Raw genomic sequence first — 19,527 nt, forward strand, 5'->3', positions numbered from 1 at the left:
TTGTAAAAGCTCTTTTGAAGAATTGCATCGAAAATGTACCCGGCAGCTTTTATCATCCGATAAAATACATATTCCGCAAAAAATATTATGCTCTTGTTATTTCGCCGGATAGTTAAAAATTCCGGTTAAGATGCGCTATACTTTCGATAAGCAAATATCAGGGTTAAAGAAGAGGAAATCGCCATTACAATATGCAATATATACCCCCGTTTACTTGTCCAACATTTATTCTGATCCATGAAAACATTTCTTTTTATCACGTTGTTCTCGTTTACTTTCTTTTCATGCAAAAAAGAAAACAGTGCTACTGACACAGCATTACATCCGATAGAATACAACGAAAGCAGAAACATCATCGGCGAATACAGAGGTGCATTTTCCTGGTCAAAAACAAATAGCGAAACCATACAGCAAAAAGCTATAGAAAACCAGGAAGGAACATTTTCAATTAAGTATATTGAAAAAAATCAACTGGAAATCATTTCCAATATTTCTTCTGATTTGAAATATAAAACTTATGAAATGAGGTTGTTTAAAGTCAGCCAGGCAAATGACCATATTGAATATTATTTTACCGGGAAAGCAAAAGACTATTCCGAAAATATAAACAGCTATGCGGAAATGTCTTTACAAACCTATGAAGGGAAAAATATATTTTCCTTTTATGGCTGTAATTCATTTGATGGCATAAGCAATGAAGCTTTGCACATTTTTGATGCAACCTTAGTGAGATAGGTTACAAAAGTTGAAGAATCACAAAACCCGTTATACTTTTTACAAATTTATATTGCGGCTGCTCTCTGTTTACCTGCGATATCAGCTATAATAATATCCGCATGTTCCCTTGAGTTTTCAATAAACCAGGTATGTGTATCCATGCCCCCGCAAACCACACCGGCCAGGTAGATATTTTTCATATTACTTTCCATAGTTAATGGATCATATGTCGGTTTTAATATGTCATCATCAGATAAAGTAATGCCTGCCTTTTTCAAAAAATCAAATTGCGGTTGATAACCTGTTGCAGCAATTACATAATCATTCGGAATGGTAACCATACCGTCAGGTGTTTTTATATCAACCCTGTCTTCATAAATAGCTGATAAAGTTGAATTGAAAAAAGCTTTGATGCTTCCTTCGGCGATCCGGTTTTCTATATCAGGCTTCACCCAATATTTAACCCTTTTTCCTATTTCATTTTGTTTAATAACCATTGTTACATCTGCTCCCTTGCGATAGGTTTCCAACGCCGCGTCTACCGCGGAATTATTAGCGCCCACCACCACTACTTTTTGCATAGCGTAAAAATGAGGCTCCTTGTAGTAATGGGTTACTTTAGGCAGCGTTTCTCCGGGTATATTCATCAATACCGGCAAATCATAAAACCCGGTTGCAATAACGATGTATGTTGAAATATACTTTTCTCTTGTTGTAGTGATTTCATAACCTCCGTTTACAGGCACAATAGATTGTACCTTTTCCTGCAGGCGTACATTCAGGTCATTAGCCAAAGTAACACGCCTGTAATATTCTAATGCTTCGTTGCGGGTAGGTTTTGAAGCGATGGAAACAAACGGCACTCCTCCTATCTCCAGCTTTTCAGATGTAGAGAAGAATGTCATGTTATAGGGATAATTGTAAAGCGAATTAACAAGACAACCTTTTTCAAGTACACAATATTCCAGGCCGTGCTTCTTAGCTTGCAGTGCACAGGCCAGTCCTATAGGTCCTCCGCCAATAATGATAATATCAAGCTTCATGTAATATCCTCTTTTAGATTAAAATAATTCCTGTAAACCTATGCAGGGAGCGCCTATAGGTTGCAATCAATATTGTTTGCAAAGGTATGATCAAAAAAAACGCTATTTTCAACTTATTAAAACCCCTTTTATGAGCGAATTTTTTAACTATGCCTGGATACTGGTTATTATCATCATCATTTTTAGTGGTTTGGTTACCGTTAACCAGGGCACTATTTCAGTTATTACCATGTTTGGAAAATACAGGCGTATACTTAAGCCCGGATTGAATTTTAAAATCCCTCTATTAGAACAGATATACCGTCGTGTTTCTATACAAAACCGTTCGGTTGAAATGGAATTTCAGGCCGTAACATCTGACCAGGCAAATGTGTACTTTAAAAGCATGCTGCTGTATGCCGTACAAAACGCGGAAGAAGAAACCATAAAAAAAGTAGCCTTTAAATTTATCAGCGAGCGTGACCTTATGCAGGCGCTCACCAGAACCATTGAAGGAACAATACGCTCCTTTGTTGCTACAAAAAAGCAGGCAGAAATATTAGGGCTACGCAAAGAAATTGTGGAATATGTAAAGGAGCAAATCGACCACCTGCTGGAAGACTGGGGCTATCATTTATTAGACCTCCAGATCAATGATATTACTTTTGATAAAATGATCCTGGATAGTATGAGTAAAGTGGTTGCCAGCAATAACCTGAAAGCTGCTGCTGAAAATGAAGGGCAGGCTTTGCTCATCACCAAAACAAAATCTGCGGAGGCAGAAGGTAATGCCATTAAAATAGCTGCAGAAGCAGAAAGACAGGCAGCACAGCTTCGTGGACAGGGTGTGGCGTTATTCCGCGAAGAAGTAGCAAAAGGTATGAGCCAGGCTGCGGAGCAAATGAAACAGGCAAACCTTGACACTAATGTAATTCTATTCAGCATGTGGACTGAAGCCATTAAAAACTTTGCTGAAGTTGGTAAAGGCAATACCATTTTCCTGGATGGCAGCAGCGAGGGTATGCAAAAAACAATGAAACAGATATTGAGTTTAATGAACCCGGATAAGCAGTAAGTTTCTCTTTCCGGGTGTGTGCATAACCTTAAATGAAAATAATAAGAACCCTTTTACTGCCTGGTCCAGTAAAAGGGTTCTGTATATGAAGCCCCATTATTGGTGATTATAAATTTTCCGTTTAAAACATTATTATCCCCCGGAACGGCGGCTGAGCCGGATATAACGCCAACATTATAAAGTTGAACTTTAAAGTTAATGTTGTTGCCATCAATAGTCCCCACGCCTTCTCCTGTAGTAATACCAGCCACACTTACACTTTTCAGTTCCAGCGTATTACCTGATTGAGTAATGTACATGGTATATTGATTAGCAGCATCATACCATGCACCACCCACGTTTGCGGGAATATCAGCAATTTTCTCTTCCTGCACCGGTTCAGGGTCTTTAACAACTATATTCGGATTGGATTTATTATTGTTTGACTTTGGCGAATCATAAGCCGGATTATCAGTAACTATCTTTTCCCGGGCTTTGGTACCGCGTGTTGTTTCAAACATTAGCACAGCTATTACTACCACAGCTAAACCAATCAATCCATAAATAAGCCATTTACCAATACCACCATTTTGCGCTGGCAATGGTATATCCACCTTTTTAGGTTTAAATCCTATTTGCTTTAAAAAGTTTATTAACTGGTCTGTATCGTACTTCCAGCGCTTATTGCTGATCTCATAAGTTTGCCTGTTCAGCAAAGGATATAACGATTCAGGCAATTCTTCAGGCTGGGGAAGAGAAGCGTCACGTACCAGGACAGGAATTACACGGATATCTCTTTTAAGCGCTGTTTCCAGTTCAATCCTCACCCAGTCTTCTGATTGCCTGATACGGGGATTACCATTTTTATCTGTGCCAATCCATCCGGGTCCGATAACCGCAAAAAGTACATCGCATGTTTCGAGAGATTTTGCAAGCGCTACCCTGAAATCAACGCCTGGTTCCAGCTTTTCAATATCCATGAATATCTGGTCTTCAGAAAAAACCTGTTTCAGCGAATCTACAAGCCGGCCGGTATCCGCTGCTGTATCCTGTACACGATAGCTTATGAATATCTTTTTCCGTTGGGAGGTTTGCGGTGAAGGCATTAATGTTATTTAATTGGTTTAATAAGTTGAAAAAGCCGGAGTTTACACAGATATGCGTGGTTCATTTATAGGGAACGTAAATGAAAGCTAATTTACGCAGTCGTAATGGATATTCTATAATTTTTGTTGAAAGAGAAACCAGGCAGGAATATCAAAAAGAAAAAGCATCAAGTTTTGTATTGCTTCCGGCTTTCGCCTTTATCATACTTAACCCGATGCTTTCGTGAGAGGCTTCCATCTTCTGACGGATTTCCGCTTCTCTATGCTACTATTTCTGTTTCCAGATATCGTAGCGTTTGTTCATTAAAGATACTATTATGATCAGGCGTTTTCCAAATTTTTCCCCTGTTTAATATGCACCCTGTACGCACATAGTTATGCACCGGAAATGCAATAAAATCAGTGGTTAAGAACAGGTTCAGCACATTTTAGCTGTCAGCTATCAGGTATCAGCTACGGCTCAAACCTGTAATTTGTAACCTGAAACCTGTAACCTGTAACCCAGCTTATTAAGAACGCATATTCTCATATTGCAGTGGAATTTCCAGTCCCCAGCCTTTAGACGCCTGTATTAAAGCCTGCAGGTCATCTATTTTTTTACCGGTCACTCTTACCAGGTCATCATTAATAGAAGCCTGTACCTTAAGCCCTGAATCTTTGATGTGTTTTACAATTTTTTTTGCGTCTTCCTGCTTCAAACCATTCCTGACCAATACTTCTTTCTTCCATATCTTACCACTTTGAGCGCCTTCTTTTGAGAGATCGAAGGCTTCCGGGGCTATACCCTGTTTATGTGCACGGCTAACCAACACATCCAGCAACTGCCGCATCTGCATATCTCCGTCTGTTTCGAGATTCAGCTTATATTCTTTTTTATTGAGATCAATCACAACATGAGCATCCTTGAAATCAAAGCGGTTGGTAATTTCTTTCCTGGTAACATTCACTGCATTATCCAGCGCCTGTGCATCTACTTTACTTACAATATCAAATGAAGGCATAACAAAAGTTTAAAAAACAAAAATAATGAAATGCGCTTATTTTGATACATCAAAAATTCCATTGCGAACCGGTAACTTGCAACCTGCATCATTAATAAATATTTATGATACCAGCTATAATAAAAGACGAAGCACTACTAAAACAGGTAGAAGCATACCAATCTGACAACAACCATTTTCATATATGGTGGTTGGGACAGAGTGGTTATCTTTTACTATGGCAGGGAAAAAAGATTTTGATTGATCCCTATCTCTCCGATTCACTCACAAAAAAATATGCAAACACCCATAAGCCACATATACGCATGAGTGAAAGGGTAGTAAAACCTGAATTACTGAATGATATACTGATCGTTTCTTCAAGTCATAATCATACAGATCATTTGGATGCGGAAACGCTGATACCGGTTTTCAACAATAATCCGGGCATTCATTTTATCATTCCTGAAGCCAACAGGAGCTTTGTTGCAGAACGGATAAAAATGCCTGCTGATTTTCCGGTAGGATTAAATGACGGGGAACAAATAACCATCGGTGATTTTACCTTTCACGCCATTCCTGCTGCACATAATACTATTGACCGCGATGAAAAAGGACTGTGCAGATATCTTGGGTATATAATCAAATTCGGCAAATGGACTATTTACCATAGTGGTGATACATTGTGGTATGACGGACTGGACAATATATTATCCGCTTTCAAAATTGATCTTGCAATGCTTCCTATAAACGGTAACGATCCTGCACGGGGTGTTGCCGGAAATTTAAATACAGAAGAGGCGGCAGAATTGGGCAGGGCGGCCGGCATAAAACATATCATTCCCTGCCATTATGATATGTTTACTTTTAACACTACTGACCCCGAACTATTTGCTTTAAAAGCCGGAGCGCTGCAACAATCTTATACCATATTACCTATTGGCGGGCACTGGAACAGTGAGCAATTATAAATATCCCATGCGCAATTTTTTACAGAAAATAACTCATTTAAAACGTAATACTATAGGTAATATGTTTTTTTGAGAATGCTGCCCCGGTAGCTTCATGAATAGCCAGCATTTTAGTATTAAAATCGCCAACCCACGACAGCTCCAGCTCTTCATATTGATTTAGCGGAAGCACATATTCTTTCAGTTTAATAAACATGGCAGATTCCAACCCGTGCTTTTGGAATTTTTGTTTGGTGCCCATTATAACCGCTCTCATTCTTTTATTCCTTTTGCCCATTTTATTAATAAGGAATTTTAATTTCCCTATAATATTCAGCTTACCATCCAGGTTATAAATAAGTTCATTTACATCCGGAACAATAACGATCAAAGACGCGGGCTCCCCGTTTACATATGAAAACCATATCAGCCTTTCATCCATGATCACTTTCATTTTTTCAAAAGTCTCTCTTATGGTGATATCTGTTATTGGCGTAAAATGTTCAAAGTCTTTCCATGCATCATTGTATATTTCTTTAAAATCCGCGGCAAATTTTTCAAACTTCGTTTTGTCGAGATGTTCAAAATGATACCCGTTTTTTTTCACCACCCATTCTGCAATCTTTGTAAATCTTTCCGGAAAAGGTTTATATACTTCTATCCTGTTTGATATCTGCTCATAGGCCGGAGTAAAACCATATCGTTCAAACAGCCTTTTATAGTAAGGCAAATGGTAGTTCATACCATAATAAGGCATACTGTAACCATCTACCAACAGTCCCCACCACATATCATTTTCACCAAAATTGATTGGCCCCAGCATTGCTTTCATACCATTAGCCGTTAACCAATTTTTGGCGGTATCAAATAAAAGGTCGGCCGCATCCTGGTTATCAATACACTCAAAAAAACCACAGCCGCCTGTAGGCTGTTCAAACTGGAAAGCTTTTTTTTCATTCACAAATGCAGCTATCCTGCCAATAATTGCTCCTTTTTCATTTTTTAATATCCAGCGGGTGCATTTACCATGCTTATGAAAATTGTTTTTAGCGGGGTCAAATACCGATGTAATATCATTATCAAGCGGACATATCCAGTTTGGATCGTTTTTATATAATCTCCGCGGAAGGTCAAGAAATAGTTTTTTTGTTTGATTGTTGTTTACTTCTAAAATCTGCATGCTTGTTTTAATACTGTGTTACACAAAATAACATAAAAAAAGGTATTGGCGGATGCATTTGAACTGTCACAATTCCACAGCTTCCGGAATTGAGGTTATTTCGTCGAGCAACAGGTTGAGTTGTTGGCATGCTCAGACCGCCAATGACCTATTATTTAGTTACTAATGCTATGCTGAGGTTGCTTCTCCTACCACAGTAGTAAAGTCAATACAAGCTATGGCCAGGATCGCAGTCATGCTAAAATTGCTTTAGATTTACAATCAGCATCAAAGCAAAATATACATTAGCCCAACCGCTTGGCGTCATTGCGAATCTGTACAATTATGGGAGAAGCAATCCAAATTCCTGAAGCGGCATAAAATTACTTCTCCCATTTATACGAATCCACAATACTCGGAAGTGTTTATATTTAACCCCAACACTAAAGAGGCTGTCTCTTATTTCAGAAGACAGCCTCTTTTTATCCGGGTGCACCTTATGAAGACAGGTAGTCGTTTAGACGGTTCTTAGAGCCTTCGTTTATTTTTGATACATTCTCTTTTTCATTTTATCCACTATTACTTTTTTATTGCTTACTCCATGTATTATTATCACTATTTGAATCAGGAAACGCATTGTCAGGATCAATCACAACCTTGGTAACTTCTTCGGTTGTGGGTAATTTGGTAACCCATGTGGCATTATTCTGCCATACTTCCACTGGCAATGTTTTTCTTGCAGTTTTGCCATTTGCAGTTGTATATTCAATAACAACAGGCATAGCCATCTGTCCGTTATTTTCTAATGTCACTAATGCACCCTGTTTAAAATCACCATTCAGGTATTCCACTTTTGTTATTGCCTGGTCTAATGCATAGCTGTTTAAAAATGCACTTCTCCAAAACCATGAAAGGTCTTCGCCCGCGCTATTCTCCATGCTGCGGAAAAAATCCCATGGTGTTGGATGCTTGAATGCCCAGTCGCTGGTATATTTTCTGAAAGCATAATCAAACCTGTCAACCCCCAATACATAATCACGAAGCAATCCAAGAGCATACCCGGGCTTCATGTACAGCAGGTTTCCTATATTTCTTTCTTTCATACCATCAGGCGTGTTGTATATAGATTCCATTTGCGGTCCGAACATATAAGAAGTCTGGTGCGCATTTCTTGCAGGGCGTTTGTATTCACCTTTATTAAAATCTCCGGCAGAAATATTATTGATAAATGTATTAAACCCTTCATCCATCCAACCATATCTTCTTTCATTGCTGCCCACAATCATCGGGTACCAGGTGTGCCCAAACTCATGATCTGTAACTCCCCACAAGCCTGCATTTGTAGCTCTTGAGCCGCAAAATACTATGCCAGGATATTCCATACCGCCCACATTGCTTGCTACATTTACCGCTGCAGGATAAGGAAACTCATACCACCTTTTGGAGTAATTTTCAATAGAAGCTTTTGTATACTCTGTTGATCTTCCCCAGGCATTTTTTCCGTCTGACTCAACCGGATACACCGACATTGCCAGTGCTTTTTTGCCACTGGGTAAATTTATTTTAGCGGCATCCCAAATAAATGCTTTTGATGCTGCCCATGCAAAATCTCTTGAATTGGTGATCTTAAATTTCCAGGTAAGTGATGGTTTTGAAGGGCGTGATTTAGCATCTGTTACTTCATTAGCTCCCCTGATGATAACTGTTTTATCACTTTCTTTTGCCTGGTTATAGCGTTGCAACTGCTGTGTGGTCATTACATCAGCAGGATTAAGCAATTCACCTGAGCCAACAACGACCATTGAGGCCGGAGCTGTTATATTCACGTTGAAATCACCATATTCAAGATAAAATTCACTGGCGCCCAGGTAAGGGTCAGTGTTCCATCCACGCACATCATCAAACACGCACATACGCGGATACCACTGCGCTACGGCAAAGATGTCGCCATTCTTTGTATTAAGAATACCTGTTCTGTCGGCACCATATTGCGGAATAGTATATGAAAATTCAATTTTCAATTTTAACTCTCCTCCTTTGGCTGCAACCGGTTTTGCAAGACGAACCTGCATACGTGTGTCAGTTACCAGGTAATCCGCATTGGTTTCAGATGAACCACTAACCAATTTTACGGAAGCAAGTTTAAATCCACCTTTGAAAGTACTATTGGCATCACCATAGCGGCTGCGGCCGATGGGCGGCATTTTAGCCTGTCCCCTTGAAGAGTCGTTAAATAAATTCTGATCGAGCTGAAGCCAGATATATGGCAGGTTTTGAGGACTATTATTCCTGTACGTTAATATTACCGTACCCTTTACTTCACTTTTAGCATCATCAAGGCTGGCATCAATGGTATAATCCGCTTTATTCTGCCAGTATGCCGGTCCGGGCTCTCCATTGGCTGCGCGGTATTCATTACCGTTATTGGTGTAAAATAACGGAGAAAATAAAGTATGATAATCATAGTTAGAGACTGGGGTTGAGGTTTGGGCTATTCCCATTTGCACAGATAGTAACAGTACAAGTCCTGTTATTGTTTTTCTCATGATATATTGATGTTTTTAATGGATGTACACTTGTAATAAAGCCCATCCGGCGTTAAAAATAAATGGCTAAAATAAATAAAGCAGGGATGCTTCCGGTTTTTATTTTATGAATGGCTCGTTATTATTACTGAAGAGAGGCAAGCAGCGCTTTTCCTTCAGCTTTCAACCCCATATCATCTTCCGTACGTGGCGGAAGCTTTATCATTTTATTGAGCACTTCAATTGCTTTATCCGTACGATGAAATTTTATATAAGCATTGGCAAGATCAAGATAATCAATCATAAGAAAAGGATCAGCAGCCCTGGCTTTTTCAAAACTTATAATGGCATCATCCAAAGAGGCTTTAGGCATGCCGCCAAACAATACTTTTACCGCAGCCTTATCTGCTACATTCATTTGCACTATCTCAAAATTCCACTTACCTGATATATATAAAGCCCGTGCATGATTGGGATTTATAAGCAGAGCCGAATCCGCATAATTTTTCATATCGCGTAAATAGCGTGCCCGCTCTTTGCCCCCGGTAACGGTTGCAAAACGCATGGCAGTTACAGCCACTGCATAATTGGCATCAGCATCCTGGTGACCGGCTTTTAATGCTGCAAGCGCATAGGTTTTAGCTATTTCAAACTGAGCGCTCCTCAGTTTTTCATCTTTTAACCTGTTGCCGATCCTGCCGGTAAGTTCCGCTGATTTCCAGAGCGCTTTTACGTTTTCCGGCTGTACAGCAAGTATGTCTTTATACTTATTCAACGCATCGGTTTCCTTTAAATCCCGTTCATGCTTTTCGGCTTCTTTAATAAGCGCGTCAACATCCTGCGCATATATTATACAGGCAAAAGCCAAAGCCATAACCGATAAAATCGCATACTTCATCTATTCATATTTTTTATGAAAACTAACTTCAGTTTGACCCTGAAAATTAAGCATGGGTGGGTTAACTTTTCTAACAGAAACGTTAATTTCACAAATAACAGGGAATTGGGCCTTTGATTGCAGGGCAATATCCATAGCGATGGTTTCCAGCAATGGTTCGGGTATGCTCATGCGCTTTTTTACAAGGCTGTAAAGCGTAGCATAATTAATGGTTTGATTAAGCTGCCTTATAATATCTGCCGGCTCCTCAAACCATGCATCAAGATTTACCTCAAAATCATTACCCGTTTTCTTTTCCTCCTCATATAACCCGTGATAGGCATGAAATTTTAATTGATGAAGGGAGATTTTGATCATAATAAAATAAATCAGTTGCAGCCCTGCCTGACCTCTTTAAAGACGAATAAATCTAAGCGGCTGCCTTCTTAATGAATGAGATTTTTAACAATATTGTCCTGGAAATAAATTGTTTGAATTCAGTTAACTGACTCACCATTTATAATTTATCACCTCCACTTCTCCCTCTACCCTACGCCTTTCACCTTCTCCTTTCTTAATGCAATCCCTTCTCTCCCAAATATCTTTCTGCATCCAGTGCAGCCATGCAGCCGCTGCCGGCAGCAGTTACTGCCTGGCGATAAATCTTATCCTGTACATCACCCGCCGCGAAAACACCTTCAATATTTGTTTTTGATGTTCCGGGTTGTGTCTTAATATAACCTGCTTCATCCATCGTCAGCCAGTCTTTAAATATACCTGAATTAGGTTCATGACCTATTGCTACAAAAAATCCGCTGACAGGAATAGTTTGGGTTTCCCCGGTTTTTGTATTCTTAATACGAACAGCCTCGGTTTTTTTCTCACCGATTATTTCTTCCGTGGAAGTGTTCCAGTATATTTTGATGTTTGGTGTACGCTGCACTCTTTCCTGCATAACTTTAGAAGCCCTCATTTCATCGCGGCGAACAAACATGTGCACAGTAGTGCATAATTTAGAAAGATACAAAGCTTCCTCTGCAGCAGTATCGCCTGCGCCTACTATTGCTACCTCTTTTCCCTTAAAGAAAAATCCATCACAAACCGCGCATGCACTTACGCCAAAGCCATTCAACCTTTGCTCACTTTCCAGCCCAAGCCATTTTGCAGACGCGCCTGTTGCTATAATTACAGCGTCAGCTTCAATCAGCTTATCATCATCAACCCATACTTTATATGGCTGCTGCGAAAAATCAACCTTTGTTGCCAGCCCGAATCGTATATCGGCGCCCATTCTCGCTGCCTGTTTCTCAAAATGAACCATCATATCAGGTCCCTGCACGCCGTCAGGGTATCCCGGGTAATTTTCAACCTCAGTAGTAATAGTCAACTGTCCGCCGGGTTGAATGCCCTGGTATAACACCGGTTTAAGATTTGCTCTTGACGCATAAATAGCCGCGGTATAGCCCGCAGGTCCGGAACCTATAATCAGGCAATGTACTTTTTCTGATGCTGTTGTCTCCATAACTTTTTTTTAACGCTTAAACCATTCATATAATCGCTGCCTGTTTCTGTTAAAGAAATCAAACACAAATAAAATTCTGCAAAATTAACGCTAAAAGCTTAACCAAATACAGAACAAAAGTTACATAAGAAGAAACGGGATATCATGTGGATATCAGGCAGGACAATCCTCCTTTTAATCTACGCTTAAAGCTGGCAGATTAACAAAAACCCGGTGCAGGCTTTTATACCAACACCGGGAATATGAATGTAAGAACGAATAATTAATTATCCCAGGTACGCTTTCAATGAGCTGCTGTAGCGTGCTTTCTGTAAACGCTTGATCGCTCTTTCTTTAATCTGGCGGATACGCTCTTTTGTTAAATCGTATTTCTGTCCGATTTGTTCAATAGTAACACCATTCTCGCCATCCAAACCAAAATAAGCATTAACGATCTCAGCTTCGCGTGGGCTCAATGACTTCAATACCCTGCGTATTTCATTACGGAGAGAATCCTTCATTACATCATCATCCGTTTCATCTCCACCTTCAAGCAAATCACCCATAGCTACATCTTCTGCTTCGTGAACCGGGGCATCCAATGATGTATGACGTGTGTTGCTTTGAAAGATATTATTAATTTCAGTTTCACTCATTTCCAGGAGCTCTGCAAGCTCTTCTGTACTTGGTTCACGCTCATGCTCCTGCTCAAATGCCATATAGGCTTTATTGGCTTTATTATAAGTACCAATTTTATTTTGCGGCAAACGCACCAAACGACCCTGTTCTGCCAAAGCCTGTAAAATAGACTGGCGAATCCACCATACAGCGTATGAAATAAATTTAAAACCTTTGGTTTCATCAAATCGCTGTGCGGCTTTGATCAAACCAAGATTTCCCTCATTAATAAGATCACTCAAAGACAAACCCTGATGTTGATATTGTTTGGCAACAGATACAACGAACCTGAGGTTAGCCTGAACTAATTTATCCAAAGCCCGCTGATCTCCCATCTTAATACGCTGTGCAAGCACAGTTTCTTCTTCAGGTGTGATCATTGATATTTTAGATATTTCCTGTAAATACTTTTCTACCGCCTGTGAATCACGGTTAGTAATTTGGGTAGCTATTTTAAGTTGTCTCATATCTTAACAATTGGTCTAAAGATTTGAATTAAATAAATACAAGCTGGATAAAGGAATCATATAGTTTTTACGCCTGTAAGACAGTAAAGAAGGGCTAAAGTGTTGCAACAGAAATGCAAACATGATGTTATTTAATTCCCCAACTGTGCTGAGACGATTGACAAAATTAATACGCAAACTTCAGATATCATAATGTTTAAGGAAAAAAGTGTCACCTGAACAGTAAAATAATCTTAAAATAAATGCGCAAACGATTGCAAAATATTGCACTTAAGTGCATTTACCTATTGCAGAGATTGACCTATGCACTATTTTTAAGGCGCTGAATTTAAATTATATGTCCATGATCGTAGATTTTCGCTCCGATACCGTTACCAAGCCATCCCCTGCCATGCTCGAGGCTATGCACAGTGCACCTGTGGGTGATGATGTTTTTGGGGAAGACCCCACCGTAAACACACTTGAACATTTTGCTGCCCGGCTTTTTACGAAAGAAGCTGCTTTGTTTTGCCCCAGCGGTACCATGACCAACCAGATTGCCATAAAATGCCACACCCAGCCTGCAGAAGAAGTGATTTGCGACAGGCAGTCCCATGTATATCAATATGAAGGGGGTGGCATTGCATTTAATGCCGGTTGCCAGGTAAAGCTGGTAGAAGGAGACCGTGGACGGATAAATGCCCCCCAGGTGGAACAATCCATTAACCCGGATGATATACACAAGGCAAAAAGCTCGCTTGTAAGCCTTGAAAATACTTCCAACCGCGGAGGCGGCAGTTGCTATGATGTTAAAGAAATTGAAAACATTAAAGCCGTTTGTGAAAAAAATAATTTGAAACTGCATCTTGATGGTGCAAGGCTTTTTAATGCTTTGGTAGCAAGAAAAGAAACCGCTGTTGAATATGGCAGACTGTTCGACAGTATTTCTATTTGCCTCAGCAAAAGTCTTGGTGCACCGGTAGGAAGCCTGCTGCTGGGGAAAAAGGATTTTATTCAAAAAGCAAGAAGAATACGGAAAATATTTGGCGGCGGCATGCGGCAGGCAGGATACCTGGCTGCAGCGGGCTTATACGCGCTCAACAATAATATTACCCGTTTGGAAGAAGATCATAAACACGCAAAATATATAGCCACACTTTTGCAAAAGGCAAACTTTGTGAACAGTATGCTTCCGGTAGAAACCAATATTATTATTTTTGAAGTTAAGCCAGATATAAAGGCAAGAGATATTACAGAAAAACTCAGGGCAAAAAATATTCTCGCTGTTCCTGTTGCAGAACGGCAAATAAGATTTGTATTTCATTTGGATATCACACCGAAAATGGTTGATTATGCCGGGCAGGTTATTCAGCAATTATAAAGGATTGCAAATTGGAATATAATGACTAAAAAGTCGGATAAAATTCCATCACATCCCTACCTTTGAAAAAATCAGTATTAACTATGGCATTTCCTTCAATTAATCCTCAGCATACACAGGCATGGAAAAATTTATCCGGATATTATAATAGTATAAAGGACAAAAAAATAAAAACCCTTTTCCAGGAAAATCCATCAAGGTTCGAGCAGTATTCTGTTGTATTTGATGATATATTGTTTGATTATTCCAAAAACCTGGTGGATGACAAAGGGATGACGTTATTATTTTCTCTTGCAAAAGAATGCAGGCTGAATGAGGCGATTGAGGCGATGTTTACAGGAGAAAAAATCAATCAGACAGAAAACCGCTCAGTTTTACATACCGCGCTCAGGAATTTCTCAGGTAAACCGGTGCTGTCAGACGGGCAGGATATAATGCCCGATGTGCAAAGCGTGTTACAGCAAATGAAAACATTTGCTGCCAGAATACACAGTGGCGAATGGAAAGGATATACTGGCAAAAAGATAAAGTATATTGTAAATATTGGTATTGGAGGAAGCGATCTTGGGCCGGTGATGGTTACAGAAGCTTTAAAGCCATATTGGATTGAAGGCATTAAACCATACTTTGTTTCAAATGTAGATGGTACGCACATTGCCGAAACATTGAAAGAAGTAAGCCCTGAAGAAACGCTTTTCCTGATCGCTTCAAAAACATTTACAACCCAGGAAACCATGACTAATGCGCATACCGCACGTAACTGGTTTTTGAAAACAGCTAAAGATGAAAAGCTGGTGGCCAAACACTTTGTAGCATTATCTACCAATGAAAAAGAAGTGGTGGCGTTTGGCATTGATAAAGCCAATATGTTTGAGTTCTGGGATTGGGTTGGAGGAAGATACAGCCTGTGGAGTGCTATTGGTCTTTCTATTGTGCTCACGATTGGTTATGATAATTTTGAACAATTGCTGAAAGGCGCTTATAGCGCAGACAATCATTTCAGGAATACTGATTTTGAAAAAAACATTCCTGTAATTATGGCGCTGATTGGGCTGTGGTATACTAACTTTTTCGGTGCAAAAACAGAATGTATTCTTGCTTACGATCAGTATATGCATCGCTTTGCTGCTTATTTTCAGCAGGGCAATATGGAAAGCAATGGCAAGTATATAGACAGGAATGGAGAGAAAACCGGGTATACAACCGGTCCTGTTATATGGGGAGAACCTGGCACAAACGGGCAGCATGCTTTTTACCAGTTGATACACCAGGGTACACAAATCATTCCGTGTGACTTTATTGCTCCTGCCATCAGTCATAATCCTATCGGTGACCATCACCCGAAGTTGCTATCTAACTTTTTTGCACAAACCGAAGCTTTAATGAATGGCAAAGCTTTGGAGGAAGTGGAAAATGAACTGAGCAAACTCAGTGAAGAAGAAAAAAAGAAAATAGCGCCCTTTAAAGTATTTGAAGGCAATAAGCCAACCAATTCCTTCCTGGTAAAAGAGATAACGCCTTTCACCCTTGGGCAGTTAATAGCTTTTTATGAGCACAAAATTTTTGTGCAGGGTGTTATCTGGAATATTTTCAGCTTTGATCAATGGGGTGTTGAATTAGGGAAGCAGCTGGCCAGCAAAATATTACCGGAACTGCAAAATGATAATGATATCACTTCACACGATTCTTCTACCAACGGGTTAATCAATTATTATAAGAAGATCAGGAAATAGCAGCAGATATATTTTCCTGTTAACCTGGCATATTTATATTACCAGTATACAACAACAAAAAAAGACCCCGGCAACCGGGGTCTGAATTGTATTAAGAATTTGTTCTTACCATTTGTCTACTTCTTCATCAGCACTATTGCTTTTTGCAGGTGCAGATGCTTCAGTAGCAGGAACCGAATCAGACACTTCGGCATTCACTTCTTCTACATCTACCTCATCATGCTCTCCGAGAGGAGTATCATGATTAAAAGCATCAAAGTCGAAGTCAGGCATCAATTCAGTTTTTACATGATCAACAGCTTCATTAAGCGCTTTGATGAATTTGTTGAAATCTTCCTTGTACAGGAAAATTTTGTGCCTGTCGTAGCCATTGTCATTAAAACGCTTACGGCTTTCAGTAATCGTTAAGTAATAGTCCTGGTTACGGGTGCTCCTTACATCAAAGAAATACGTTCTGCGTTTACCTGCACGAATTCTTTTGCTGTACACGCTCTCCATTCTTTTGTCATTGTTTTCGTACGCCACAATAATAATTTTTTAATGATTAAACTAGTCCTGATTTTATGGTTGACAAAGATAAAATTGTTTTTGAATTGACAAAATTTTAACCAAAACTCTTAGAACAGAGTATACACAAGAGCATTTTTAGCCTTCGCTTACTTCCTGTTCCTGTTCCTGCCGGTACATTTCAGCATAATGTCCATTTAGCTTTAGTAACGATTCATGGGTGCCTTTTTCCACTATTTTACCTTCGTCCATCACTATAATTTCGTCGAAACTGAACAGGCTGAAGACCCGGTGTGTAATAATGATAGCCGTTTTGCCCTGGAGATACTGATATAAATTTCCTATAATTTCCTTTTCAGTCCTGGCATCTACTGCACTCAGGCAGTCATCAAAAACCACAATACCGGGATCTTTGATCATTGCCCTGGCTATTGAAATGCGTTGCTTTTGACCGCCACTCAGCGTAACGCCCCGCTCTCCTACCATTGTTTTAAATTTTTCAGGAAAAAGATCAATTTCCCGCTCAATGCTGGCCTGCCGTGCAGCATTACGTATCAATTCGTCTGAAGCTGTATCCAGTCCGAATTTAATATTCCCTGCAATTGTATCACTAAAAAGAAATACATCCTGCGGCACATAGCTGATCTGGTTCCTTAGTTCTCTCCGGTTCATTTGCCTTATATCAATGCCATCAATTTCAATACATCCCTGGTCCGGGTCGTACATGCGCAGCAACAATTGGGCTATTGTTGATTTTCCACTGCCTGTTCTTCCAATTATGACAACTTTTTTACCGGCAGGAATTTTCAACGAAAAATTTTTCAATGCTTTTATACCAGTATGCGCATAGGTAAAATCAATATTATTGAAAGCAATATTGCCTTTTACTTCAGGAATAACAGGATTTGCCACATCCTGTATTGCTGGTGTGGTTTCAAGAAATTCATTCAGTCTTTTTTGTGATGCCGATGCACGTTGTATCATACTGGCCACCCATCCTATAGCGCTTACAGGAAAGGTAAGCATATTAATATATACGACAAACTCGGCAATAGTTCCGATGGTAATATCCTCAGGATTTTTGATATGGTATAAACCTCCTATCATAATGGTAAGTAAAGTACTAAGCCCGATCAATAAGCTTATAGACGGGAAATAAATTGCTTCAATCTTTGCAAGATTAACAGCACTGCTTTTATAATCAGCACTGTTTTTTTCGAAAAAGCTTTCCATTGCCTTTTCCTGCACAAAAGATTTTATTACGCGTATACCGGAATACGATTCCTGAGCATTAGTGGTGAGATTGCTGAGTTGTGCCTGTATATTTTCACTTTTTTTGTGAATAATAGTATTTACATAATAAATAGTGATCGCCAGTAAAGGCAATGGCGCCAGCACATATAAAGTAAGTTCAAGATCTTTTTGCACCATATAAAATATGCTTAATCCTATCAGTGCTACAAGGTTAATAAAATACATCATTGCAGGTCCGGTATACATTCTCACCCGGCTAACATCTTCAGCCATACGGCTCATTAAGTCTCCTGTACTATGCATTTTATAGAACTCGGTATCTAATTGCTGATAGTGCAGGTACACTTCATTTTTCTGATCATATTCTACAAGACGGCTCATTACAATAATAGTTTGCCGCATAAAAAACATGAACAAGCCTCTTAGTAAAGCAAATACCAGCAATGTAATACCGCAGATCATCACCAGCCACGCAAAATCATGCTGACTGATCCTGTTTTCAACTTCTTTAATAAAAAGTTTTACCAGTGGATCATAAGATTTACTGCCTGCTTTTATATAAGATGCCGCATCGCCCGGGCTTAATCTTTGCATTTTCACCTGCACTTTGTCCATTACATAGCCGGTGACCTGTGGAGCCAGTATACCAAAATAGTTAGAGACAATCACGAAGATGATACCTAATAAAAATCGCCATTTATATTTCCTGAAATATTTATTAACCGCTTTTAAATGCTTCAATCCTCAAAATTTAATTATGTAATATAGAAGAATTTTGTGGTTCTGAACACCTTACACAAATAACACGTAAATGAAAATTGCCCCGGCATAACCAGGGCAAAACATATATTGATTAATTGGTAATCTTATAAATCAGAGGGAATTCTTTTTTGATTGGCCAAACTTTCCACAGCTGAATGTATTTTATTAAGTCTGCCTGTTTTACTTGTACCGGTATCAACAATCCACTTCATATATTCCTTTTTGTTGGTAAAGGATAGTGTTTCAAAAAAAGCAGCAGCCTTTTTATTTTTATTAAGCTGGGTTTGAAAATCGGCCGGAGGAGTTACACTCCTGGCTTTATTATCAATACCAGATAATGCAGCCGCAGTATCCTCTTTAACAGATGCTTTCAGCACTTTAACCTGGCAGGGTTTTTTGAATTTCTGCGCGGTCCAAACATGGTCAAGGGTAACCTGGTGCTCACTTTCAAAACCACTCTGGTTCAGTAATTGCCAACTGCAATCCCTGTTAAGATCACTAACAATTTTAGATGTGGTTTTAGGATAAGCTACCCAAAGCTTCCCATCTTCATCCAATGCAGGAATTACTTCTTTTAAAATTCCATTTAACTGTGTTTGGTTGATAGCAAACACAAGCGCAAAATCTATCCGCCTTGATTTTAACAGGGGCGTTACATTTTTTGCAAATGAAATTTTCGCAAATTGCTTTTCGATGGAGGATGGTAAACCTTGAATTAAAAGATTCTTTTCTTCAGAAAGTTGAAGTTTCTCAAACATAGTCTGCATCATGCTTCAACAGAATTTTTTAGATTGCAAAAAGAGCTGCAAAGTTAATCTATTTATAGCTTACCTGCAAGTTTTGCAACAAAAAACTACTTAAAACCGGTTATTTAT

General features: G+C 39.3%; 18 protein-coding genes. 6 read left to right on the forward strand and 12 right to left on the reverse strand.

Translation table 11 applies throughout. The features are described from left to right. Window positions 1-237 precede the first annotated feature (237 nt). Window positions 238-735, forward strand: coding sequence for a hypothetical protein (locus tag DC498_RS17945; protein WP_116875530.1), 498 nt, complete (start codon window positions 238-240; stop codon window positions 733-735). A 47-nt stretch (window positions 736-782) separates the two neighbouring features. Here DC498_RS17945 and DC498_RS17950 read toward each other — a convergent pair whose 3' ends face one another. Then, window positions 783-1,760, reverse strand: coding sequence for a YpdA family putative bacillithiol disulfide reductase (locus DC498_RS17950; protein ID WP_116875531.1), 978 nt, complete (start codon window positions 1,758-1,760; stop codon window positions 783-785). A 130-nt stretch (window positions 1,761-1,890) separates the two neighbouring features. On the opposite strand from DC498_RS17950, the gene DC498_RS17955 reads away from it, so the two are divergent. Continuing rightward, a complete protein-coding gene (locus tag DC498_RS17955; protein WP_116875583.1) occupies window positions 1,891-2,814 on the forward strand; it encodes an SPFH domain-containing protein in 924 nt (307 codons plus the stop codon). A 53-nt stretch (window positions 2,815-2,867) separates the two neighbouring features. On the opposite strand, the gene DC498_RS17960 is transcribed toward DC498_RS17955, so the two are convergent. Beyond that, entirely contained in the window at window positions 2,868-3,899 is a 1,032-nt protein-coding gene (locus DC498_RS17960) for a toll/interleukin-1 receptor domain-containing protein (RefSeq protein WP_116875532.1), read from the reverse strand. 80 nt (window positions 3,900-3,979) lie between these two features. On the opposite strand from DC498_RS17960, the gene DC498_RS26220 reads away from it, so the two are divergent. Next, window positions 3,980-4,126, forward strand: coding sequence for a hypothetical protein (locus DC498_RS26220; protein WP_165813884.1), 147 nt, complete (start codon window positions 3,980-3,982; stop codon window positions 4,124-4,126). Between the two features lie 282 nt (window positions 4,127-4,408). Here the strand turns inward: DC498_RS26220 and DC498_RS17965 are convergent, their stop codons facing one another. Further along, window positions 4,409-4,900, reverse strand: a complete 492-nt coding sequence (locus DC498_RS17965; protein ID WP_116875533.1) for a YajQ family cyclic di-GMP-binding protein — start codon at window positions 4,898-4,900, stop codon at window positions 4,409-4,411. A 104-nt stretch (window positions 4,901-5,004) separates the two neighbouring features. Here DC498_RS17965 and DC498_RS17970 point away from each other — a divergent pair, with 104 nt between their 5' ends. Beyond that, window positions 5,005-5,850, forward strand: coding sequence for an MBL fold metallo-hydrolase (locus tag DC498_RS17970; RefSeq protein WP_116875534.1), 846 nt, complete (start codon window positions 5,005-5,007; stop codon window positions 5,848-5,850). Window positions 5,851-5,887: 37 nt separating this feature from the next. Here the strand turns inward: DC498_RS17970 and DC498_RS17975 are convergent, their stop codons facing one another. The 6 genes from DC498_RS17975 to DC498_RS18000 all read right to left on the reverse strand — a co-directional run bounded on the left by DC498_RS17975 (window position 5,888) and on the right by DC498_RS18000 (window position 13,036). Next, on the reverse strand, window positions 5,888-7,009 hold the full coding sequence (locus DC498_RS17975; RefSeq protein ID WP_116875535.1) for a GNAT family N-acetyltransferase: 1,122 nt from the start codon (window positions 7,007-7,009) through the stop codon (window positions 5,888-5,890). 566 nt (window positions 7,010-7,575) lie between these two features. After that, the gene (locus DC498_RS17980; RefSeq protein ID WP_206197679.1) at window positions 7,576-9,534 is read right to left on the reverse strand and encodes a M1 family metallopeptidase; all 1,959 of its coding nucleotides are present in this window, start codon (window positions 9,532-9,534) and stop codon (window positions 7,576-7,578) included. A 124-nt stretch (window positions 9,535-9,658) separates the two neighbouring features. Then, complete coding sequence (locus DC498_RS17985; RefSeq protein WP_116875537.1) at window positions 9,659-10,411, reverse strand: hypothetical protein; 753 nt, start codon at window positions 10,409-10,411, stop codon at window positions 9,659-9,661. Next, window positions 10,412-10,768: a dihydroneopterin aldolase gene (gene folB / locus DC498_RS17990; RefSeq protein ID WP_116875538.1), complete on the reverse strand. Its 357-nt coding sequence runs from the start codon at window positions 10,766-10,768 to the stop codon at window positions 10,412-10,414. Window positions 10,769-10,964: 196 nt separating this feature from the next. Then, on the reverse strand, window positions 10,965-11,912 hold the full coding sequence (gene trxB, locus DC498_RS17995) for a thioredoxin-disulfide reductase (protein ID WP_116875539.1): 948 nt from the start codon (window positions 11,910-11,912) through the stop codon (window positions 10,965-10,967). A 266-nt stretch (window positions 11,913-12,178) separates the two neighbouring features. Continuing rightward, on the reverse strand, window positions 12,179-13,036 hold the full coding sequence (locus tag DC498_RS18000) for a sigma-70 family RNA polymerase sigma factor (protein ID WP_116875540.1): 858 nt from the start codon (window positions 13,034-13,036) through the stop codon (window positions 12,179-12,181). 343 nt (window positions 13,037-13,379) lie between these two features. On the opposite strand from DC498_RS18000, the gene ltaE reads away from it, so the two are divergent. Further along, on the forward strand, window positions 13,380-14,396 hold the full coding sequence (ltaE, locus tag DC498_RS18005; RefSeq protein WP_116875541.1) for a low-specificity L-threonine aldolase: 1,017 nt from the start codon (window positions 13,380-13,382) through the stop codon (window positions 14,394-14,396). An 83-nt stretch (window positions 14,397-14,479) separates the two neighbouring features. Then, window positions 14,480-16,129 carry a glucose-6-phosphate isomerase gene (pgi, locus tag DC498_RS18010; protein WP_116875542.1) on the forward strand — a complete coding sequence of 550 codons (1,650 nt, stop codon included), beginning with the start codon at window positions 14,480-14,482 and terminating at the stop codon, window positions 16,127-16,129. A 105-nt stretch (window positions 16,130-16,234) separates the two neighbouring features. Here pgi and DC498_RS18015 read toward each other — a convergent pair whose 3' ends face one another. The 3 genes from DC498_RS18015 to DC498_RS18025 form a co-directional block, all read right to left on the reverse strand. Then, a complete protein-coding gene (locus DC498_RS18015) occupies window positions 16,235-16,654 on the reverse strand; it encodes a DUF3276 family protein (RefSeq protein ID WP_116875543.1) in 420 nt (139 codons plus the stop codon). A 120-nt stretch (window positions 16,655-16,774) separates the two neighbouring features. Then, window positions 16,775-18,631, reverse strand: a complete 1,857-nt coding sequence (locus DC498_RS18020) for an ABC transporter ATP-binding protein (RefSeq protein ID WP_116875544.1) — start codon at window positions 18,629-18,631, stop codon at window positions 16,775-16,777. A gap of 125 nt (window positions 18,632-18,756) precedes the next feature. Beyond that, on the reverse strand, window positions 18,757-19,422 hold the full coding sequence (locus tag DC498_RS18025; RefSeq protein WP_116875545.1) for a YdeI/OmpD-associated family protein: 666 nt from the start codon (window positions 19,420-19,422) through the stop codon (window positions 18,757-18,759). Between the last annotated feature and the right edge of the window lie 105 nt (window positions 19,423-19,527).

The sequence above is a fragment of the Terrimonas sp. genome (assembly GCF_003075435.1).
GTDB lineage: Bacteria > Bacteroidota > Bacteroidia > Chitinophagales > Chitinophagaceae > Agriterribacter.

Coding starts and splice junctions, on each gene's coding strand:
- DC498_RS17985 (WP_116875537.1), bottom strand. CDS start 10,411: ATGAAGTATGCGATTTTATCGGTTATGGCTTTGGCTTTTGCCTGTATA.
- DC498_RS17980 (WP_206197679.1), bottom strand. CDS start 9,534: ATGAGAAAAACAATAACAGGACTTGTACTGTTACTATCTGTGCAAATG.
- ltaE (WP_116875541.1), top strand. CDS start 13,380: ATGATCGTAGATTTTCGCTCCGATACCGTTACCAAGCCATCCCCTGCC.
- trxB (WP_116875539.1), bottom strand. CDS start 11,912: ATGGAGACAACAGCATCAGAAAAAGTACATTGCCTGATTATAGGTTCC.
- DC498_RS17960 (WP_116875532.1), bottom strand. CDS start 3,899: ATGCCTTCACCGCAAACCTCCCAACGGAAAAAGATATTCATAAGCTAT.
- DC498_RS17970 (WP_116875534.1), top strand. CDS start 5,005: ATGATACCAGCTATAATAAAAGACGAAGCACTACTAAAACAGGTAGAA.
- DC498_RS18025 (WP_116875545.1), bottom strand. CDS start 19,422: ATGATGCAGACTATGTTTGAGAAACTTCAACTTTCTGAAGAAAAGAAT.
- DC498_RS17975 (WP_116875535.1), bottom strand. CDS start 7,009: ATGCAGATTTTAGAAGTAAACAACAATCAAACAAAAAAACTATTTCTT.
- DC498_RS17965 (WP_116875533.1), bottom strand. CDS start 4,900: ATGCCTTCATTTGATATTGTAAGTAAAGTAGATGCACAGGCGCTGGAT.
- folB (WP_116875538.1), bottom strand. CDS start 10,768: ATGATCAAAATCTCCCTTCATCAATTAAAATTTCATGCCTATCACGGG.
- pgi (WP_116875542.1), top strand. CDS start 14,480: ATGGCATTTCCTTCAATTAATCCTCAGCATACACAGGCATGGAAAAAT.
- DC498_RS18000 (WP_116875540.1), bottom strand. CDS start 13,036: ATGAGACAACTTAAAATAGCTACCCAAATTACTAACCGTGATTCACAG.
- DC498_RS26220 (WP_165813884.1), top strand. CDS start 3,980: ATGAAAGCTAATTTACGCAGTCGTAATGGATATTCTATAATTTTTGTT.
- DC498_RS17955 (WP_116875583.1), top strand. CDS start 1,891: ATGAGCGAATTTTTTAACTATGCCTGGATACTGGTTATTATCATCATC.
- DC498_RS17950 (WP_116875531.1), bottom strand. CDS start 1,760: ATGAAGCTTGATATTATCATTATTGGCGGAGGACCTATAGGACTGGCC.
- DC498_RS17945 (WP_116875530.1), top strand. CDS start 238: ATGAAAACATTTCTTTTTATCACGTTGTTCTCGTTTACTTTCTTTTCA.